This window comes from Mesorhizobium sp. WSM4840 (assembly GCF_055811755.1).
This window is the reverse complement of the sequence record NZ_JBVVQD010000006.1, coordinates 37,776-54,776: the sequence shown is the minus strand read 5'-3', so window position 1 is coordinate 54,776 and position 17,001 is coordinate 37,776. Positions and strand designations below refer to the sequence as shown.

Genomic DNA, 17,001 nt, shown 5'->3' with positions numbered 1-17,001 from the left:
CATCTCAGGCCTGCCGAGCCCTGCCTGCAGCGAGACCTGGCAATCACGATGCATCCCGTCTGGAATGCATCGGACGATTGACTCAGTTGTGGCGGATTTCCGTCCCCAGCACGTTCAGGCACTCGCGGATGAACGCGGCAAGTGCGGTCCAGCCCTTTGCCGAGACCATCGTTCCGTCGACATAGGCCTCAGTCGGGGACAGGTCGATATAGGTTCCACCGGCCAGCGTCACTTCCGGCTCGCAGGCAGCCAGCGCACCTACTTTCTTGCCACGCACGACGCCATCGACTGCGATCAGGATCTGGACGCCGTGGCAGATCGTAAAGATCGGCTTCTTGTTTTCGTGGAAATGGCGGACGATCGCCTGTACGCGCTTATCGGTGCGGATGTACTCGGGGCCACGACCGCCCGCGCAATAGACGGCATGATACTGGTCGAGCTGTCTTTCCGCCTCCGAAAAGGTCTTGTTCAGCAAAGCATAGTGGCCGGGTTTTTCGGTGTAGGTTTGGTCACCTTCGAAATCGTGAAGCGACGTCTTGATCAGGTCTCCAGCGTTCTTGTCAGGACAGACAACGTGGACGATGTGGCCGACGGCCTCCATCGCCTGCTGATAGACGAAGATCTCGTATTCTTCGGTAAACTCACCGGTCAACATCAGTATTTTCTTGCCTGGCATGGTCGGTTCCTCGTTTTGTGAATGGAACGGTTTTGTGAATGAGGGGGGCGGCATTGCACGCGCCCGGCGGCGCGGGTCTCAGAAAAGGGGATCCGGGACGTGGTATTCCTGGGCGTTTGCCTGCGTGATCAACGATGCATCCAGCTTGACCGCGCCGCTCCCGACGCGGACGGTGACGGACATCGTGGACAGTCTCAATCGAACGCCAGCAGCAAACGATCACGAGAATGCTCGATATGACGGCGCATCGCCTGTTCCGCCGCAGCGGGATCGGAGGCAGCGAAGGCGGCCAGGATGGCCTCATGCTCGTCGAGCGCTTCCTCGGTGACGCGCGAATGGAACATCAGGCGGAAGATGTGGAAGTGCGTATGCTGGAACGCGAGAGTCTCGCGCACGAGATCATTGTTTGCAAATTCCATGATCCTGTCGTGGAAAATGGCGTCCTGCCGCGCAAAGTTGGAGTAACGCAGGCGTTCATCCTTGCCTTCGCGGCGCGCCATGCCCCCTGCGGACTCCTGAAGCACCGCAAGTTTCGTCTCATCCATCAATGCGGCTGCTTTGGCCGCCCCATGCGGCTCGAGCAGCAGGCGAAGCTCATAGAGTTCGTCAAATCGGCGCTTGGTTATCTGCGGCGCGGCGCGGTAGCCGATCAGATGTGTCTTCAGCACAAGGCCTTCGCCTTCGAGGCGGCCAAGCGCTTCACGGATTGGCGTGTGGGATACATCCAGTTCCTTGACCAGACTGTCGACGGTGATCCGTGAGCCAGGCGCGATCTTCAGCGACATGAGTTGCGCGAAGATCGCTTCATAAACGTCCTCCACCAGGCTGTTGGATCGCTGGATGCGTCCGCTAGCGGGGCCGACTTCTCGGGCATTGCTTACGTTCGTGACCTGCATCTTTGCCTCTTGACAGGATCACTGGCTAACACGATGCTTCGTTCAATGCAATCCTATATCCTATACGATTTAATAGAGGATACCTTTGGGCCGAGCTTGGCGAGCTTTCGCCTTTCCACTCCCACCATCATCGAGGGCCGCAGAACATGAGCCTTTTCGCTGCCGTAAGGCTGCCGCGTGAAATCCTCTTCGGGAAGGGCCAGCGCCATGTCATTGCAACCGTTGCGGCCAGGCTCGGCCGTCGCGCTCTCGTCTGTACGGACGAGCGCTTTGCCGCAACTGTCGCCTTCGCAGAGATCATCGCGGCGCTCGAGGACGCATCGATCGATGTGCTGGTGCACGACCGTGTGTTGCCCGATGTGCCACGAGACACGGTTGCCGTCTGCGTAGAGGTGGCGCGACAGTTTGCGCCGGAGATGGTGATCGGCATCGGAGGCGGCAGTTGTCTCGACATGGCCAAATGCGCCGCGTTGCTCATCAGTCACGGCGGCCTGCTCCAGGACTACTACAGCGAGTTCAAGGTGCCCGGTCCGACGCTGCCGCTGATCACGGTGCCAACGACAGCCGGCACCGGCTCGGAAGTGACCCCTGTCGCGGTGATTTCCGATCCGGATCGCACCATGAAGGTAGGCATCTCCAGCCCGCATCTGATCGCGGCAGCCGCCATCTGCGACCCGGAACTGACGATGACATGTCCCCCGGGATTGACGGCGATCGCGGGCGCTGACGCGCTGACCCATGCGATCGAGGCTTTTACCGCCGCCAGGCGCGGCACTGACCCCAGCCTGCCGCAACAGCATGTCTTCATCGGCAAGAGCGCGCTGACCGATCATTTTGCGCTGCTCGCGATCAAGCTGCTTGGCCGCAGTCTCGAGAAGGCATACCGCGACCCCGCCGACGAGGACGCTCGGGCCGATGTGATGATGGGCGCGCTTGCAGCCGGCTGCGCGTTCGGCACGGCCGGAACTGCGGCGGCGCACGCGGTGCAATATCCGGTCGGCGCGATAACCCACACGGCTCACGGGCTGGGTGTCGCCACCATGTTGCCGTATGTCATGAAGTACAACCGGGCCGCCGCGGCCGCCGAGATGACCGAGATCGGCCTTGCCCTTGGTCTCGACGGGAAGGACCGGAGCACCGGTGAGATGGCCGACGCGACGATCGACGAGGTCGGCCGGCTGTTTGGAGCGATCGGGATCACGCCTACGCTGGCCAAGCTCGGGCTCCCCGCCGACAAGCTCGATTGGACGGCCGAACAGGCGCTCGGCATTGACCGTCTCATCAAGAACAATCCGCGTCCATTCGATCTGGCAGCCATGCGTGGCCTGATCCAGGCCGCCTATGATGGCGACCTCGCCGCCTGTGTCATGTGAGCAATCGAGGAGCAGGCCATGAACATATCTCATCAGGTGCTGGAGGACGATCAGGACACTGCCGGCTTCCATAGATTCTCCCACGGCTTGTATATCGGCGGCCAATGGAGGCAATCCGCCGACGGCAGGGAAATCCAGGTCGTGGATCCTTCCACGGAAGCGGTGATCGCCGCCGTTCCCGATGCGACGATCGAAGATGCCGCGGCCGCCGTGGAGGCTGCGGCCAAGGCCGCCGATGGCTGGCGCACAACGGCACCCCGCAAGCGTTCCGAAATCCTCAGGCGTTGCTTCGAGCTGATGACGCAACGTTCCGAGACGCTGGCAACCCTGATCTCGCTGGAAAACGGCAAGGCACTCCGGGACGCGCGTGGCGAGATCGCCTATGCTGCGGAATTCTTCCGCTGGAATGCCGAGGAAGCCGTTCGCATCACCGGTGAATTCGGGGTTGCGCCTTCCGGCACGAACCGGATCGTGGTCGACTACGAGCCCATCGGCATCTGCGTCCTTGTCACACCCTGGAACTTCCCTGCCGCCATGGCGACGCGCAAGATCGCGCCCGCCCTGGCTGCCGGATGCACGGTAATTTTGAAGCCAGCCAGCGAGACCCCGCTGACGGCTTACGCGCTTGCCGCGCTCTACCAGGAAGCAGGTGTTCCGCCAGGTGTGGTGAATGTTCTGACAACCTCCAATCCCGGCCCTGTGACGGCCGCGATGCTGGCCGATCCGCGGGTGCGCAAACTCTCCTTTACCGGCTCGACTTGTGTCGGGCGCGTTCTGCTGGCCGAGGCTGCAAAGCACGTGGTTTCGTGTTCGATGGAACTTGGCGGCAACGCGCCATTCCTTGTGTTCGATGACGCGGACCTCGACGCGGCGGTCGATGGGGCGATGGTGGCGAAGATGCGCAACGCCGGCGAGGCCTGCACGGCTGCAAACCGCATCTATGTCCAGTCTGGCGTTTACGATGCCTTTGGCGAAAGCCTCGCCAGGCGGATGTCGGCACTCAAGATCGGCGCTGGTACGGACGCGGCCACGGAGTGCGGGCCGATGATCACCAGGAAGGCCGTCGACAAGATCGACCGTCTGGTCAACGATGCTGTCGCCCGTGGCGCGCGGGTGCTGTGCGGGGGCATGGCAAGCTCGGGAACGGGATACTACTATCCGCCGACCGTGCTATGCGACGTACCGGCCGAGGCGGAGATGGCGCACGAGGAAATTTTTGGGCCGGTGGCGCCGATCTCGAGATTCGAAACGGAAGCCGACGTTATCGCGCGCGCCAACGACACCGAATACGGTCTTGCCGCCTACATCTACACGCGCGATCTTGCGCGTGGAATGCGGGTTGCATCCAGGATCGAAGCCGGGATGATCGCTCTCAACCGCGGCTTGATGTCCGATCCGGCAGCACCTTTCGGCGGGGTAAAGCAGAGCGGCCTCGGCCGCGAGGGCGGCCAGCATCACGGCATTGCCGAGTTCATGGAGGCGAAATACCTCGCCATCAGCATCTGAGCGGAGGAAGAGTGCAAAGCGATCCGTTCCGCATCCGCGACCATGTCGCGGATTTTGACAAAATCGTCCAGGACATCGTTCACCGCAGCGAGGCCGTTCGCGCAACCATTCCAATGACTGCGGACGTTGCCTATGGGCCGGATCAGACCGAAACCATCGACCTGTTCTTTCCCTCCGGCAAAAGAAGCGGCCTGCCGGTGCACATGTTCATCCATGGCGGCTACTGGAGAATGTTCTCCAAGCGCGACTACTCATACGTGGCGACGACGATTACCCAGGCCGGCGCGATTGCCGTCATCGTCGACTATGCTCTGATGCCCAAGGTCAGAATGGCGACGATCGTCGACCAGGTGCGCCGCGCGAAGCAGTGGGTCCTGGCCCATATCGCCGACCATGGCGGAGACCCCGCAAACCTGACTGTCAGCGGCCATTCGGCCGGAGCACATCTTTCAACGTTTCTGTTCAACAGCGAGCATACCCCTTCGAATGTGCGGGCAGCTCTTCTGCTCGGCGGGCTCTACGATCTGAAACCGCTCCAGAACTCCTTTCTCGCCAACGAGATTGGAATTACCGATGAAGAAGTCGCCAGGTTTACACCGCTTGCCTACCGGCATGATCCTCAAACCAGGGCGATGGTTCTGGTCGGAGCCAACGAGACGCCGCCTTTCCATCAGCAAGCAGATCGATTCAAAGAGCACCTGCTGCAGCAGGGTTTGCCGGTAATGTCGCTTGTTCTCGCCAACCGCAACCACATGGACAGTGTCAGAGATCTCGGCGTGCCTGAGAGCCAGGCGGGGGATTGCCTGACGAAACTGATTGCCAACGACCGCCGCTAACCCTCCCGCAGCCATGCCGGCCATGGCGGCTTAACCGCAATGCCGTCTGCAGCACGCCTCAGCGAGGGAAAAGAACCTCACCCATTCCAAGCACCGCGTTGTCACCGCCATATTTCTGCGGTGCGATGCCCAGAAGCGGCCGTTTCAAAATACCCTCGGCGATCAGATGGCGATCGATGACTGCGGCGAAAACGCTCTCTGGCGCACCGCATTCGACGAAACTCGGCGACAGGCTTTTCGGCGCCCGATCGAGCAGGATCGAACCGCGACGCATCAAATAGCCGGGCATCTCGCCGCTGCCGCCGGCCACCACCAGCGTGCCGGCGATCATGCGGCTGCCGGCATTGTCGCCTGAGCCTTTCAGCACCGCGATCAGGCCGCGCCGCATCCGGTCGGCTGCAAAAGCGCCCGCTTTGCCCCTGACGATCAGCACACCGCCATTCATGCCGGCCAGTTCCCCGGCGAGCGGCGCACCAAGGTGATCACCGGCGTTGCCTGTTATTTCAAGCCTGCCGCCGCGCATGCCGGAGCCTGCATGCGGACCTGCATTGCCTTCGATCGTGAGCGTGCCGCCGCGCATGGCGCGCCCGGCCTGGGCGCCGGCATTACCGACGACGCGAACCGAACCGCCCCGCATGCCTTCCGCCACGCGGTCGAGGCGCGTGCTTCCACCTTCGAGCACGATGTCCAGCGGATCGTTTCCGGCGACGCGAAAGATATCGCCGACCTTCGATCCATGCTTCGACATGCCGATCTGGATTTTTTCGATATCGCGCCTTTCGATCCCGGCAAGCCGCTCCGGCGTCAGCGGCGACAGGTCAAGGCGCTCGGGCGGCTCGGCGACAAGGGTGAAGGTCAGCGCTTTCACGGCAGCATATCCTTCAGCGAATAGATGAACTTGCCGAGCTTGCCGCCGTAATTACCGGCGCTTATGCGAACCGCGCCTCGCTTCGGCCCGAGCTCGATGACGGTCTTGATGCCGGCCTTCATCGCGGCGGCAACGGCATCGTTGGTCTCGCCATCGATGACGATTTCCAGGACAGCGTTGATGTCGGAACCGAGCTCACTCCTGACAACACCGCGCAATGTCGGCGCGTAGGCTTCGTTGGCCGAGGCGATCATGCCCTTGTATTTGCCACCGATCTTGGAACCCGAACGGGCGATGCCGCCCGGAAACGGCACGATCGCGCCCGGCACCAGGCCTATCGCCGCAACCGCGGCCTCGGCGGCAGCCAAGGCCTTGGCGCTGCTTTCAGCCATGACGAAGAAATTGCCGCCGCCGACGGCAGCCTTCGTCAGCCCGGTCGTCGCTTCGCACAGGAATTCGCCATCCATGACGGGAACGCGCCAAAAATGCCTGCCGCCGATTTTCTTGGAGATCTGCCAGCCGTCACCAAAATAACGCAGCGCCGAACCGAGCTTCAACTCGGCGCTGCCCTCCAGTCCGGCGAAGCAGGCGGAACCCGGCGAGGTCAAGACACACTGGCCGACGCGATTGAGCAGTTGTTTCTGCAACTCGTCTGTTCCCATCGCAAAGATCATCACGCGGCAGCCGGGCCGGCCATCCGGTGTGGCCGATGGCGGCAGTTCGATATCGATTGCCGCTTCGCAGCCGCAGCCGATCACCGAGGTGGCAAAGCCGGTCATCGTGATCGCCGCCTGGCGGGCCCATTTCCGGTTCGGCGCGGTGATGATGATGGCGGTCGCACGCATGCCGAAGGCCTCGGCAAAGGTATCGTCGATCATTATGCCATTTACGCTCACGTTCGGCATGCAACCTCGCCGAATGGCTGTTCGCGCGCGATCGCGGAATCCGGGAAATTGAACCAGTCCAGCGACAGGCCGTAGCGCTGCTGGTGATAATCCTCCAGGCGCCGCACCATCGCCTTGTCCGGCGACGGATTGAGCCTGAGCGCCTTGCCCCAGCGGTAATGGGTGATCTCTCCGTCCTGCACGACGAGATCGCCATCCTTGAAGACGTACGCCGCCTGCCTCAGCATTTTCGCGATATTCCCGTCCCTGCGGTAGACAGCGATATCGGCTATGGCGCCGGCGCCGAGATGGCCCCGATCTGTCAGCCCGAGCAGCTTGGCTGGGGCCGCGCGCGTCATGATGGCGATTTCCTCGAACGTGTATTCGCGGTCGACTGCGGCCAGGGTGGAGAGCGCCATGGCGGATTTTGGAAGTCGGGCAATCATTTCGGTGCGCGCTTCCCGGCTCATCAGCAGCTCGAACAGGGTTGGGTAGGCGGTGAAGGGCGCGCCGTTGGGATGATCGGTGGTGAAGAAGACACGCCAGGGATCGTCGATCAGGAGAAAAAGCTCGAGCCCGATCGCCCACTGCATCGCGCCATAGAAATCCTTGCCATAGCTGTAGGGCACGATGCCGCCGCCATTGCCGTCGCCGTCATGAATGACGGATTTCTTCGGCTGCGCACTGCCACGCGCCGAAAACTGCCGCATGACGTCGGAGGAGACGGTGACCGTCTGGCCGAACATCACTTGGCCGATATCGATGGTGACTTCCGGCGTCGCGTTGACCAGTTCGGCAAGACGCGCCGCGGCCGACGAAAACCTGCGCTTGCCTTCCGTGCCATAGCCGTAGAACTGGAGATGGGCGAGGTGCAGCGGCAATCCTTCCGCCGCCGCGATCGTCGCGGCCGCCGTGTCCGCCGATCCGGGGCTGCCCAGATTGTTGCAATGGACATGCAGAGGATGCGGGACGCCAAGGCTGTCGACGGCCGCCTGTAGCGTCTTGACGATCTTGCGCGAGCTGACGCCATAGGAAGGCACGACATCGTCCAGCGAGAAGGTGCGGACGTTTTCCTTGAAGGCGGCCGCCGCACCGGCGTTGATCACCTTGACCCCAAGCGCCCGCGTCGAGGCGACCGTCCATGCAACATAGTCCTCGATCATTTGAGAGGAGGCGTCGTCGCGGACCATCGACAGCAGGAAATCGTCGTTGCCGAGAATGGCGAGCGTCGCCTTGTCGATGATCGGGATGTCGGCCAGTTCGAGATGGGTGTGAAGTGCGGCTCCCGGCGACATCGCCGGTTCGACGACCGTGGTGAAACCCATCTTGGCGTAGAGGCAGCCGGTCTGGAATGTCGACCAGCCGGCGTTGGAGAGCGGCGTCGTCGCCGGCCGCGCCTGGTGCGCGGCATGCTGCTCGGGCAGGAGCAGCCGTGCCGTATTCACGTTGCCGCCACCGATGTGGGAATGGATGTCAATGGCGCCCGCCATCACGATGCAGCCGGCAGCGTCGATGGTCCGGTCGGCAGCGCCACCCGCCGGCGCCGCAACGATCTTGTCGTCCCTGATCCAGAGGTCGCCCTTGCCGACACGGCCGTTGACGGGATCGATGATGTCGCCGCCGGCAATTTTCGTCAGCATGGCAACGCGGCCTCGGCGGAGACATGACTGGCGACCAGGCGGATAACAGTCGCAGCGGAGGGCAGTTCGGACGCCGCTCGCGCATCGATCGACCGCAGCGAACCGGTGCGGCTGGAATAGACCACCGCCTCGTGATCGACGCCCGCTTCGCCAATGGCGATGGTGACCGCAGCACCCGCGATCGGCTCCTGCGTTTTCGCCAGCGCAATCAGCGCCATGCGGTTCTTTTTCTTCTGCGGCTGGACAATTGAGGAAGATATCCGCAGGTGCAGGTCGGCTTCGCCGGCAGCGATCATGCGCGCGACATCGTAACGCCAGGGATCGAATTCCGGGACGCCGCGCGCAAAGCCGGTGCGCAACGGAAAACCCGTCATCCAGGTCGAGGCGAGCGCGCTACCCCATCCGTTTTCGCTTGCCGGCAGATGAAGGCCGGATGCGCGTGATTTGCGGTTGAGATCAGTGATCAGTCCTTGCAGCATCTCAAGCGCCAGCCCCTCGGTTGCGTCGCCTGAAAACAGGAAGACGGGAAAATGCGCAGCCTCCAGGGCTTTGGCGAAATCGTCGAAATTCGACACCGGCTGCGATGTTTGACGCCCCCTGCACTGCGTCCTCAGCGCCGCCAGTGTCGCGCCGAGGCTTGCCTCGCCGCAGGACAGGAGCGTCGCCGTCCGCCCGTTGTTCAGCGGCGGCGCCGACGCCCCGTTCGACCCGACCAGAAAGATCTCGCGTTGATTCTTGCCTGAGAGATCGGGGGCCGAGAGATCGGGAACCGTGGCTGAGAGTTCGCCGACAAATTCATGATGGATTTGTGGGAGTTCGCCGACAATCACCACGACATCGGCGCGCCGGCGCGTCTCGCCGGGCGCGACGGTCATCGCGCCTTTGTCGGTAAAGAGCGCCGTCTCCCGGGAAACTGCCGCGCCATCGGCATGATCGTATGCCGCGCCAACCCGCTCAGCCAGCGCGATCGCCGCCCTGGTGCCGTGTATATCCGTATCCAGGCTGAAAACCGGGCACCGGCTTGACCCCAACAGCGCGGCGGCATGTGCAGCCGCGCGCTCGACCAGCGTTTCCCGGTTGCCGATCCAAGCAACCGCCATTCACTACGCCACTTTCTGGTGCCGGCCCGATCCTAGACGAAACTGGAATGGCCGTGAACCCCGCCTGTCAGCAGATTAGCGAATGTTTTCTTAAGCCATCAACAAATTCCGACCGCGCTTAATCATATTTGATGTAGGCGAAGCGCTGATCGGTCGGCGGAGTGCCTTCCAGCGCGCCGCCTTCCCTGGCCGGCTGCCACTGGACGACATCCTCGATCTTTTTGGCCAGCGCGAAGTCTTTGTCGGTGATGCCCTTCGCTGCGTGGTTCATCAGGCGCACTTCGACCCAGGCGTAGGAAGCCGTGATGTCGGGATGGTGCCACGCCGCCTCGGCGAGATGGCCGACCGTGTTGATGACCATCAGTGTCGATTTCCAGCTATGGGTCTTGTATTTGCGCCGGATCCAGCCGTTCTCGTAATACCATTTCGGCAGTTCCTTCTCGAGCCTGTCGGCAATCTCGGCTTCCGAATAGACTTTTTCCTTAGGCGTCTCGTTCATCTCGACCTCCGCGACTTGCCCGGTCCGTTTTGCGCCGGGGCCAAAAGAAGATAAAACGAATGCATTCTCTCCGGCTTGCCCCTTCGACGAAAACAGCTATCATGGCGACGGGCACCTAAACTTCCATGATGCGTCTATGATGCACCCATCGGGGGGTAGATGTCGAATTCTGTTACCATACGAGTGCCCGCCCGCCTGCACCTTGGCTTCCTCGATCTCAATGGCGATACCGGACGTCGCTTTGGCAGCGTCGGGCTACCTCTAAGCGAACCCGAAACCGTCGTCACCCTGTCGCGGTCCAGCGAGACCATCGTCGAAGGCACCGAGAGCCGGCGCGCCGGCGAACATTTGTCGACGCTCTGCAGGCATCTCGGCATTCGCGGCCAGCACCGTCTGGTGGTCGAACAGTCGATCCCGAGCCATGCCGGCCTGGGCTCCGGCACGCAGATCGCCCTTGCCGTCGCCTCGGCGCTGCGCACGCTCCACAAATTGCCTCTCGATGTTGGCGGCGACGCGACCCTGCTCGATCGCGGCGGCCGATCCGGCATCGGCATCGCCAGTTTCGAAAGCGGTGGTGTCATTGTCGATGCCGGCAAGGACGACCGCGGCAGGCCGCCGCCGGTCGTGGCGCGACTGCAGTTTCCAGAAGAGTGGCGCGTCATCCTGATCCTCGACCATGGCGGGCATGGACTGCATGGCGATGCCGAGATCGCGGCGTTTCGTTCACTGCCGCCGTTCCCGGCGTCCGGCAGCGGCGAGATCTGCCGGCGGGTGCTGATGGGCATCATGCCGGCTCTGGTCGAGCACGACCTTCCAGCCTTCGGCGCCGCCGTCACCGCGATCCAGATGCTGATCGGCACCCATTTCGCACCGGCGCAAGGCGGCGTGTTCACCTCGAAGCGGGTCGAGAGGGTGGCCCACGGTCTCAATGAAGCAGGCGCTGTCGGCATCGGCCAGAGTTCGTGGGGACCGACAGGGTTTGCCTTCGCCCCATCGCAGGACGCTGCAGTCAGCTTCGTCAGCGCGGTTCAGCAGACAGTTGAAGACGGCATCGAGATCAGGATCGTCAAGGGCCGGAATTCCGGCGCGAAGATCAGTTCGACCAAACTTGATCTCGTCGGCAGCTGACGGCCCGGCAACGCGATCAGGTTCAAGAGGAAAGGCGAGAAATGGCCCGCAAACACATCCTGCACATGCTGACGCCGTTGAAGCATATGAGCCCTTTCGACGTGAACATGGCTCTCGATGCAGGTTTCGACGCCGTCGTCCCCTATGTCGATGTAAGCCTGGGAGAGGTGACAGGCCTCGTGCAGGACGCGATCTTCTCGCGCCCGCCCGATGCGGGCGTCGATACCGGCATCTTTATCGCCGGCAAGGACGCCTCGCTGGCGCTCGACATGTTCGACGCAGCGCGAAAGGCGATGGTGCCGCCTTTCCAGGTTTCGGTATTCGCCGATCCGGCCGGCTCGTTCACCACGGCCGCGGCGATGGTGGCCAAGGTCGAAAAAGCGCTGGAGAAGAAATTCGAGCGCGGGCTGAGGGACACCAGGATCGCTGTCTTCGGCGCCACCGGCGTCGTCGGCTTCTGCACTGCCGTCATCGCCGCCAGGGAAGGCGCCCGAGTCACGCTTGTCGGTCATGACGGCATCGGAAGGGTCGAGCAGATCGCGGCCGAGATCAAAAGCCGTTTCAACATCGCCGTCGATGCGGCTGACGGGTCGAGCGACGCCCGCAAGACGAAGCTGGTCGAGGCGAGCGAGGTGATCCTGGCCTGCGCCAAGGCCGGCGTCCAGGTGGTCTCGAAAGCGCAGTTGAAAGCCGACGGCCTGCTCATTGCCGCCGACGTCAACGCGGTCCCGCCGGCCGGCATCGAAGGCGTGGCCGTCAATGCCAATAGCGATCCGCTCGAAGCGGCAAAGGCTGTCGGCATTGGTCCGCTTGCCATCGGCAATGTGAAATACAAGGTCGAATTCGGCCTCTTCAAAAGAATGATCGAAGCCGAAAAAACCATCACGCTCGATTTCCAGGAAGCATTTTCCCTTGCACGCGAAATCGCCAAATAACGCCGGATCTCTATTGATCGCGGCGATTTCAGGCCGGGCGCTGGCTGCTGCTGCGCGCCGCGCCGGCTATCGTCCGCTGGTCGCCGATTTCTTTTGCGACACGGACACCGTCGCGCTCGCCGAACGCGCGACGATGCTGCCGGGCGACCTGCAAGGCGGCATCGACGGCGAGCGCATCATGGAGACGCTTCAGCAATTGGCAGGAGACGACCAGCCGGTCGCCATCGTCCTGGGTTCGGGCTTCGAGCGGATGACGGAGACCGTCGATGAGATTGCGCGCCATTTTCCGCTCGCCGGCAATGGCGGCGGCGCGATCCGCAGGATCAAGGACCCGCAATTGCTGGCCGCCGATTGCGCCGAACTCGGCATTCCGCATCCGCAATTCCGATGGGACCGGCCGCCCGATCCGGAGAACTGGGTGGTCAAGACCGCGGGCGGCGCCGGCGGCACGCATATCAGACGGGCCGCCGGAGAAACCGTGGCCACCGGCCGCTATTTCCAGCGTTTCGTTGCCGGCCGCAGCATCTCGGCCCTGTTCGTCGGCGACGGCCAAACCGCTGATATCGTCGGCTTCAGCCAACAATGGGCGTCCCCCGCCCCGGCAGCGCCCTATCGCTATGGCGGCGCCGTGCGGTTGAGACGCTTCGATCGCAGGCAGGCGGCGATGATCCGCGGCTGGCTTTCAGGTCTGGCGGGCCGCGCCGGCCTGGTTGGATTGTGCAGCGCCGATCTCATTCGCGGACCGGATGGCTACAAGCTCATCGAGATCAATCCGAGGCCAGGCGCCACCCTCGACATTTTCGACGATGCCGACGCGCCACTGATCGAAGCGCATCTGCGCGCCGCGGCAGGCAAGGCTTACCGTCTGCCGCGCTTCGTCGATTCGATGGCGTCGATGGTGACCTATGCCGCGGCGCCGATCGCCCGGTTTCCATCGATTGCCTGGCCTGAATGGACTGCCGACCATCAGTCGCCCGGCACCCGTCTGATTGCTGGCGATCCTGTCTGCACCATCTTCGCGCGCGGTCCGAGCGCCGATCTGACCAGGCGGCTCATCAAGGGACAAGCCAGCCGATTGCAACACCAATGGGAAGGAGACCGGACATGAAAGACGGTTCGGCATTCCTCAACGACAATGCGCAGCGCATCATAGACGGCATGATCGGCAACGCCGAACGCCTGCGTATCGCCGTTGCCAGGGGGCCATTGGGCGAGTGCCTGATCGATGCCGGCGCCAAGGCCGCCGGCGGCGTCGAGGCCGGGCTGCACATGGCGGAAGCCGCGATGGGCGGGCTCGGCAGCGTTTCGGTCTGCATGGACCGCGCGTCGCGGAAATGGCCGCTCACCGTCGAAGTGCGGTCTTCGCAGCCGGTGCTTGCCTGCCTGGGCAGCCAGTATGCGGGCTGGAACCTGTCGAGCCAAGGCTATTTCGCCATGGGATCGGGACCGGCGCGGGCGCTCGCCCGCGTCGAACCGCTGTTCGAAGCACTTTCCTATCGCGACACTGCGTCATCTGCCGTGCTTATCCTGGAGACCGCCGAACCGCCGCCCCAGCCGATCGTTGAGAAGGTCGGCAAGGCAACTGGATTGCCAACTGAAAAGCTCACCTTCCTCTATGCGCCGACACAAAGCCTTGCGGGCAGCGTGCAGATCGTTGCGCGCGCGCTCGAGGTCGCCTTGCACAAGAGCAACGATCTCAAGTTTCCGCTTGAGAATATCGTCGATGGAATCGGTACCGCCCCTATCCCCGCCCCCCATCCGGATTTCCTGACCGCCATGGGCAGAACCAACGACGCCATCATCTATGGCGGCAGCGTCCAGCTCTTCGTCAAAGGCCCGTCGAAAGACGCCAGGGAACTCGCGGAGCGACTGCCGAGCCGCGCCTCGCGGGACCACGGCCACCCCTTCGCCGAGGTCTTCAAGCGGTTCAAGGGTGATTTCTATGCCATTGATCCGCTGCTGTTCAGCCCGGCCGAAGTGATCGTCACGGCGATCGAGACCGGCGATACGTTTCGCGCTGGCGAGCGTGATCTGCGGATGCTCGAACGGAGCCTCGGTTAGACGATGGCGGTGCAATGGACTCATCTATCATCCGCCTGCCGGGCCGCCCGCTCGCGCCTTCGGTATACCGGTATCCGAGGCGCGACATGATCCCCCGTATCCTGATCGTCAGCGACGTCTCGGACACCCGCGCCAAGGGCCTGGCGGCAAGGCTAGACCGGCGGGGCGCCGTGGTCGCAACCGTGCCGCTGGCGGCAATCGCGTTCGACACCGGCAGCCCGAGCGGACTGTCGATCCCCGGCTTCGACGGCGCGCTGCCCGACGCCGTGCTGGTCCGTTCGATCGCCGCCGGATCGTTCGAAGCGGTCACCCGGCGCCTCGGCGTGCTGCACGCATTCGGCAAGCTTTCCATTCCGGTGTGGAATTCCGCACAGGCGATAGAGCGCTGCGTCGACAAGTCGATGACGACCTTCCTCCTGAAGGATGCCGGCCTGCCGACGCCGCCGACATTCGCGGTCGAAGGACGTGCCATGGCCGAAGCGATTGCCGAACGCGAACTGCCGTTCACGCCGCTGGTGCTAAAACCGCTTTTCGGCGCACAGGGCCGAGGCATCCGGCTGATCGAAACACTGTCCGATCTCCCCGCCGAGGACGAGGTAAACAGCGTCTACTATCTTCAGCATTACGTGCCGCGCCCCGGCCCTCCTTTCCGCGATTTTCGCGTTTTCGTCTGCGCCGGCGAGGTCCTGGCGATGATGAGCCGCCGCGGCGACGACTGGATCACCAACGTCAATCGCGGGGCAGTGCCAGAGCTGGTTTCGAGGCAGGTTTCGCTGCACGGCGAAACCGAATTGGCGACGCTGGCACGGGCCGCCGCCGCCGCTATCGGCGCCGATTTCGCCGGCGTCGACATCGTGCCGTCGGCCGACGGCACGATGTTCGTGCTTGAGGTCAACAGCATGCCCGCCTGGTCCGGGCTTCAATCGGTCGTCGCGGTGAACATCGCCGATGCGATTGCAGACGCCCTGCTGAAATTCCTGGCCGATCGTACCGAGGCGGCGGCAGCGCGACCCTACCGCCTCACTGCGCCGGCGAATTCGTGACCGACGGCATGGCGCTTTCGCGAGAACGCCTCCGGGCTGCCTATAAGGACGCCTGCCGGATGGAGATCGAGGCGCTGAAACCGGGCAATGTCCATCTGTTCGCCGACGGGCACGGCATGTCCGCCGCCCAGTTCATGACGAGCGCAGAGGTCTCGTCCGCGCCGCTGACCGATCCGCGACTGCCGGTCGGACAGCGCATGCTGGAAGCAGTCCGCGCGACACGTCTGGCAGTCGCGACCAATACCAATCTCGGTATCATTCTTCTGGCAGGGCCTCTGCTATGCGCCGCCGAAATGGCGGGCGGCAGCCTCCACGACAATGTCGACGCGGTGCTGCGCGCGATGACCATGGACGACACCAGGGCGGTGTTCGAGGCGATCGTCGCGGCCGCGCCGGGCGGGCTCGGAGAGGCCGCGAACGATGTGCGGCAGGAGCCGAAGGTTCATCTGCTCGAAGCAATGAGGGAGGCGGCCGACCGCGACATGATCGCCCGCCAGTATGTTACCGGTTTCGGCGACGTGTTCGGCGTCGGGCTTGCGGCTCTGAAAACGGCGTTGGCACGCGGCGAAGGCGGCATGTGGCCGACGGTGTTCGCCTATATGGCGTTTCTCACCAGCTTCCCCGACAGTCATGTGGTGCGCAACCATGGAACTGACGTCGCAGATCAGACGCGGCAAGAAGCCCTTGCCGTTGAGGCGGCGCTGCATGCCAACGATGACGAGACGTCACGCATTCGTCTGCTCATGGAGCTTGACCGCCGGCTGAAGGCGGACAACGTCAACCCCGGCACCTCGGCCGACCTGACCGTGGCTACTCTTTTAGTCCACACCCTCGGCGTTCAGCTTGCATAATCGCAACGTTGGTGGTTGACTTTCAGGAGCGGAAGCTGGGCTTCCGCGGCTATCCAGCCAACCGGTCCGGATGTCCGGGCGCTGCCAACAAGGATAGCTGTCCATCGAGCGCTCGCTCGGTTTGCGGCGTCTTTGGACACCATAACTGTGTCTTGGAGGAAATTGGCATGGCAAAAATCTCGAAAGTAATGGTCGGTGAATCGCTGGTAGGAGACGGCAACGAAGTGGCGCATGTTGACCTGCTCATCGGCCCACGGGGGAGCGCAGTCGAAACAGCATTTTGCAACGCGCTTACCAACAACAAGGACGGTTTTACCTCCCTTTTGGCGGTGATCGCACCCAATCTTCAGTGCAAGCCCAACACCGTGATGTTCAACAAGGTCACGATCAAGGGCGCTAAACAGGCCGTGCAGATGTTCGGCCCGGCCCAGCATGCGGTTGCAAAGGCCGTGCAGGACAGCGTCGCCGAGGGGGTCATTCCTGCCAGTGAGGCGGACGATCTGTTCATCTGCGTCGGCGTTTTCATCCACTGGGACGCGGCGGACGACGCCAAGATTCAGAAGTACAATTACGAAGCGACAAAGGAAGCCATCCAACGCGCGGTCGCGGGAACACCGACCGCCGCCGAAGCCACGGATAAGCGGGACCAGGTGAAGCATCCGTTCGCGGCTTAGACAAGAGACAGCCCCGCACAGGCAAAACCCT

17 protein-coding genes are annotated in these 17,001 nt (G+C 63.0%); 10 read left to right on the top strand and 7 right to left on the bottom strand.

Features of this window, described 5'->3' with window-relative positions:
* Positions 1-82 precede the first annotated feature (82 nt).
* Entirely contained in the window at positions 83-676 is a 594-nt protein-coding gene (locus AC0L3I_RS10685) for a DJ-1/PfpI family protein (protein ID WP_473526847.1), read from the bottom strand.
* Positions 677-870: 194 nt separating this feature from the next.
* Positions 871-1,572 carry a GntR family transcriptional regulator gene (locus AC0L3I_RS10680; protein ID WP_473526846.1) on the bottom strand — a complete coding sequence of 234 codons (702 nt, stop codon included), beginning with the start codon at positions 1,570-1,572 and terminating at the stop codon, positions 871-873.
* Between the two features lie 146 nt (positions 1,573-1,718).
* On the opposite strand from AC0L3I_RS10680, the gene AC0L3I_RS10675 reads away from it, so the two are divergent.
* Genes AC0L3I_RS10675 through AC0L3I_RS10665 form a run of 3 tightly spaced genes read left to right on the top strand, consistent with a single transcriptional unit; the run spans position 1,719 to position 5,287 of the window.
* Entirely contained in the window at positions 1,719-2,945 is a 1,227-nt protein-coding gene (locus tag AC0L3I_RS10675; RefSeq protein WP_473526845.1) for an iron-containing alcohol dehydrogenase, read from the top strand.
* Between the two features lie 18 nt (positions 2,946-2,963).
* A complete protein-coding gene (locus tag AC0L3I_RS10670) occupies positions 2,964-4,451 on the top strand; it encodes an NAD-dependent succinate-semialdehyde dehydrogenase (RefSeq protein WP_473526844.1) in 1,488 nt (495 codons plus the stop codon).
* A gap of 11 nt (positions 4,452-4,462) precedes the next feature.
* Positions 4,463-5,287 (top strand): alpha/beta hydrolase, encoded by an 825-nt coding sequence (locus AC0L3I_RS10665; protein WP_473526843.1) that lies wholly within the window; start codon positions 4,463-4,465, stop codon positions 5,285-5,287.
* A gap of 58 nt (positions 5,288-5,345) precedes the next feature.
* On the opposite strand, the gene AC0L3I_RS10660 is transcribed toward AC0L3I_RS10665, so the two are convergent.
* The 5 genes from AC0L3I_RS10660 to AC0L3I_RS10640 form a co-directional block, all read right to left on the bottom strand.
* Positions 5,346-6,155, bottom strand: coding sequence for a formylmethanofuran dehydrogenase subunit C (locus AC0L3I_RS10660; protein WP_473485512.1), 810 nt, complete (start codon positions 6,153-6,155; stop codon positions 5,346-5,348).
* On the bottom strand, positions 6,152-7,060 hold the full coding sequence (gene fhcD / locus AC0L3I_RS10655) for a formylmethanofuran--tetrahydromethanopterin N-formyltransferase (protein WP_473526842.1): 909 nt from the start codon (positions 7,058-7,060) through the stop codon (positions 6,152-6,154). Before fhcD ends, AC0L3I_RS10660 begins: the two co-directional genes overlap by 4 nt.
* On the bottom strand, positions 7,048-8,679 hold the full coding sequence (locus AC0L3I_RS10650; RefSeq protein WP_473526841.1) for a formylmethanofuran dehydrogenase subunit A: 1,632 nt from the start codon (positions 8,677-8,679) through the stop codon (positions 7,048-7,050). The genes fhcD and AC0L3I_RS10650 overlap by 13 nt, the downstream gene beginning before the upstream one ends.
* On the bottom strand, positions 8,673-9,779 hold the full coding sequence (locus tag AC0L3I_RS10645) for a tungsten formylmethanofuran dehydrogenase (protein WP_473526840.1): 1,107 nt from the start codon (positions 9,777-9,779) through the stop codon (positions 8,673-8,675). Before AC0L3I_RS10645 ends, AC0L3I_RS10650 begins: the two co-directional genes overlap by 7 nt.
* A 118-nt stretch (positions 9,780-9,897) precedes the next feature.
* Positions 9,898-10,278 carry a 4a-hydroxytetrahydrobiopterin dehydratase gene (locus tag AC0L3I_RS10640; protein ID WP_123148513.1) on the bottom strand — a complete coding sequence of 127 codons (381 nt, stop codon included), beginning with the start codon at positions 10,276-10,278 and terminating at the stop codon, positions 9,898-9,900.
* Between the two features lie 159 nt (positions 10,279-10,437).
* Here AC0L3I_RS10640 and AC0L3I_RS10635 point away from each other — a divergent pair, with 159 nt between their 5' ends.
* The 7 genes from AC0L3I_RS10635 (at position 10,438) to fae (ending at position 16,970) form a co-directional block, all read left to right on the top strand.
* Positions 10,438-11,406 (top strand): beta-ribofuranosylaminobenzene 5'-phosphate synthase family protein, encoded by a 969-nt coding sequence (locus AC0L3I_RS10635; RefSeq protein ID WP_473526839.1) that lies wholly within the window; start codon positions 10,438-10,440, stop codon positions 11,404-11,406.
* 41 nt (positions 11,407-11,447) lie between these two features.
* Complete coding sequence (locus AC0L3I_RS10630; RefSeq protein WP_473526838.1) at positions 11,448-12,341, top strand: NAD(P)-dependent methylenetetrahydromethanopterin dehydrogenase; 894 nt, start codon at positions 11,448-11,450, stop codon at positions 12,339-12,341.
* Positions 12,342-12,354: 13 nt separating this feature from the next.
* Entirely contained in the window at positions 12,355-13,449 is a 1,095-nt protein-coding gene (locus AC0L3I_RS10625) for an ATP-grasp domain-containing protein (protein ID WP_473526837.1), read from the top strand.
* Entirely contained in the window at positions 13,446-14,402 is a 957-nt protein-coding gene (mch, locus tag AC0L3I_RS10620) for a methenyltetrahydromethanopterin cyclohydrolase (RefSeq protein WP_123148250.1), read from the top strand. Before AC0L3I_RS10625 ends, mch begins: the two co-directional genes overlap by 4 nt.
* Positions 14,403-14,488: 86 nt before the next feature.
* Entirely contained in the window at positions 14,489-15,445 is a 957-nt protein-coding gene (locus AC0L3I_RS10615) for an ATP-grasp domain-containing protein (protein ID WP_473526836.1), read from the top strand.
* Positions 15,442-16,296 (top strand): triphosphoribosyl-dephospho-CoA synthase, encoded by an 855-nt coding sequence (locus AC0L3I_RS10610; protein WP_473526835.1) that lies wholly within the window; start codon positions 15,442-15,444, stop codon positions 16,294-16,296. The genes AC0L3I_RS10615 and AC0L3I_RS10610 overlap by 4 nt, the downstream gene beginning before the upstream one ends.
* A 167-nt stretch (positions 16,297-16,463) precedes the next feature.
* The gene (fae, locus tag AC0L3I_RS10605) at positions 16,464-16,970 is read left to right on the top strand and encodes a formaldehyde-activating enzyme (RefSeq protein ID WP_123148516.1); all 507 of its coding nucleotides are present in this window, start codon (positions 16,464-16,466) and stop codon (positions 16,968-16,970) included.
* Positions 16,971-17,001 lie beyond the last annotated feature (31 nt).

What these genes read in the sequence shown, in the direction of transcription:
- AC0L3I_RS10685 (WP_473526847.1), bottom strand. Translation starts at nt 676, where the DNA reads ATGCCAGGCAAGAAAATACTGATGTTGACCGGTGAGTTTACCGAAGAA.
- AC0L3I_RS10680 (WP_473526846.1), bottom strand. Translation starts at nt 1,572, where the DNA reads ATGCAGGTCACGAACGTAAGCAATGCCCGAGAAGTCGGCCCCGCTAGC.
- AC0L3I_RS10675 (WP_473526845.1), top strand. Translation starts at nt 1,719, where the DNA reads ATGAGCCTTTTCGCTGCCGTAAGGCTGCCGCGTGAAATCCTCTTCGGG.
- AC0L3I_RS10670 (WP_473526844.1), top strand. Translation starts at nt 2,964, where the DNA reads ATGAACATATCTCATCAGGTGCTGGAGGACGATCAGGACACTGCCGGC.
- fhcD (WP_473526842.1), bottom strand. Translation starts at nt 7,060, where the DNA reads ATGCCGAACGTGAGCGTAAATGGCATAATGATCGACGATACCTTTGCC.
- AC0L3I_RS10650 (WP_473526841.1), bottom strand. Translation starts at nt 8,679, where the DNA reads ATGCTGACGAAAATTGCCGGCGGCGACATCATCGATCCCGTCAACGGC.
- AC0L3I_RS10645 (WP_473526840.1), bottom strand. Translation starts at nt 9,779, where the DNA reads ATGGCGGTTGCTTGGATCGGCAACCGGGAAACGCTGGTCGAGCGCGCG.
- AC0L3I_RS10640 (WP_123148513.1), bottom strand. Translation starts at nt 10,278, where the DNA reads ATGAACGAGACGCCTAAGGAAAAAGTCTATTCGGAAGCCGAGATTGCC.
- AC0L3I_RS10635 (WP_473526839.1), top strand. Translation starts at nt 10,438, where the DNA reads ATGTCGAATTCTGTTACCATACGAGTGCCCGCCCGCCTGCACCTTGGC.
- AC0L3I_RS10630 (WP_473526838.1), top strand. Translation starts at nt 11,448, where the DNA reads ATGGCCCGCAAACACATCCTGCACATGCTGACGCCGTTGAAGCATATG.
- mch (WP_123148250.1), top strand. Translation starts at nt 13,446, where the DNA reads ATGAAAGACGGTTCGGCATTCCTCAACGACAATGCGCAGCGCATCATA.
- AC0L3I_RS10615 (WP_473526836.1), top strand. Translation starts at nt 14,489, where the DNA reads ATGATCCCCCGTATCCTGATCGTCAGCGACGTCTCGGACACCCGCGCC.
- fae (WP_123148516.1), top strand. Translation starts at nt 16,464, where the DNA reads ATGGCAAAAATCTCGAAAGTAATGGTCGGTGAATCGCTGGTAGGAGAC.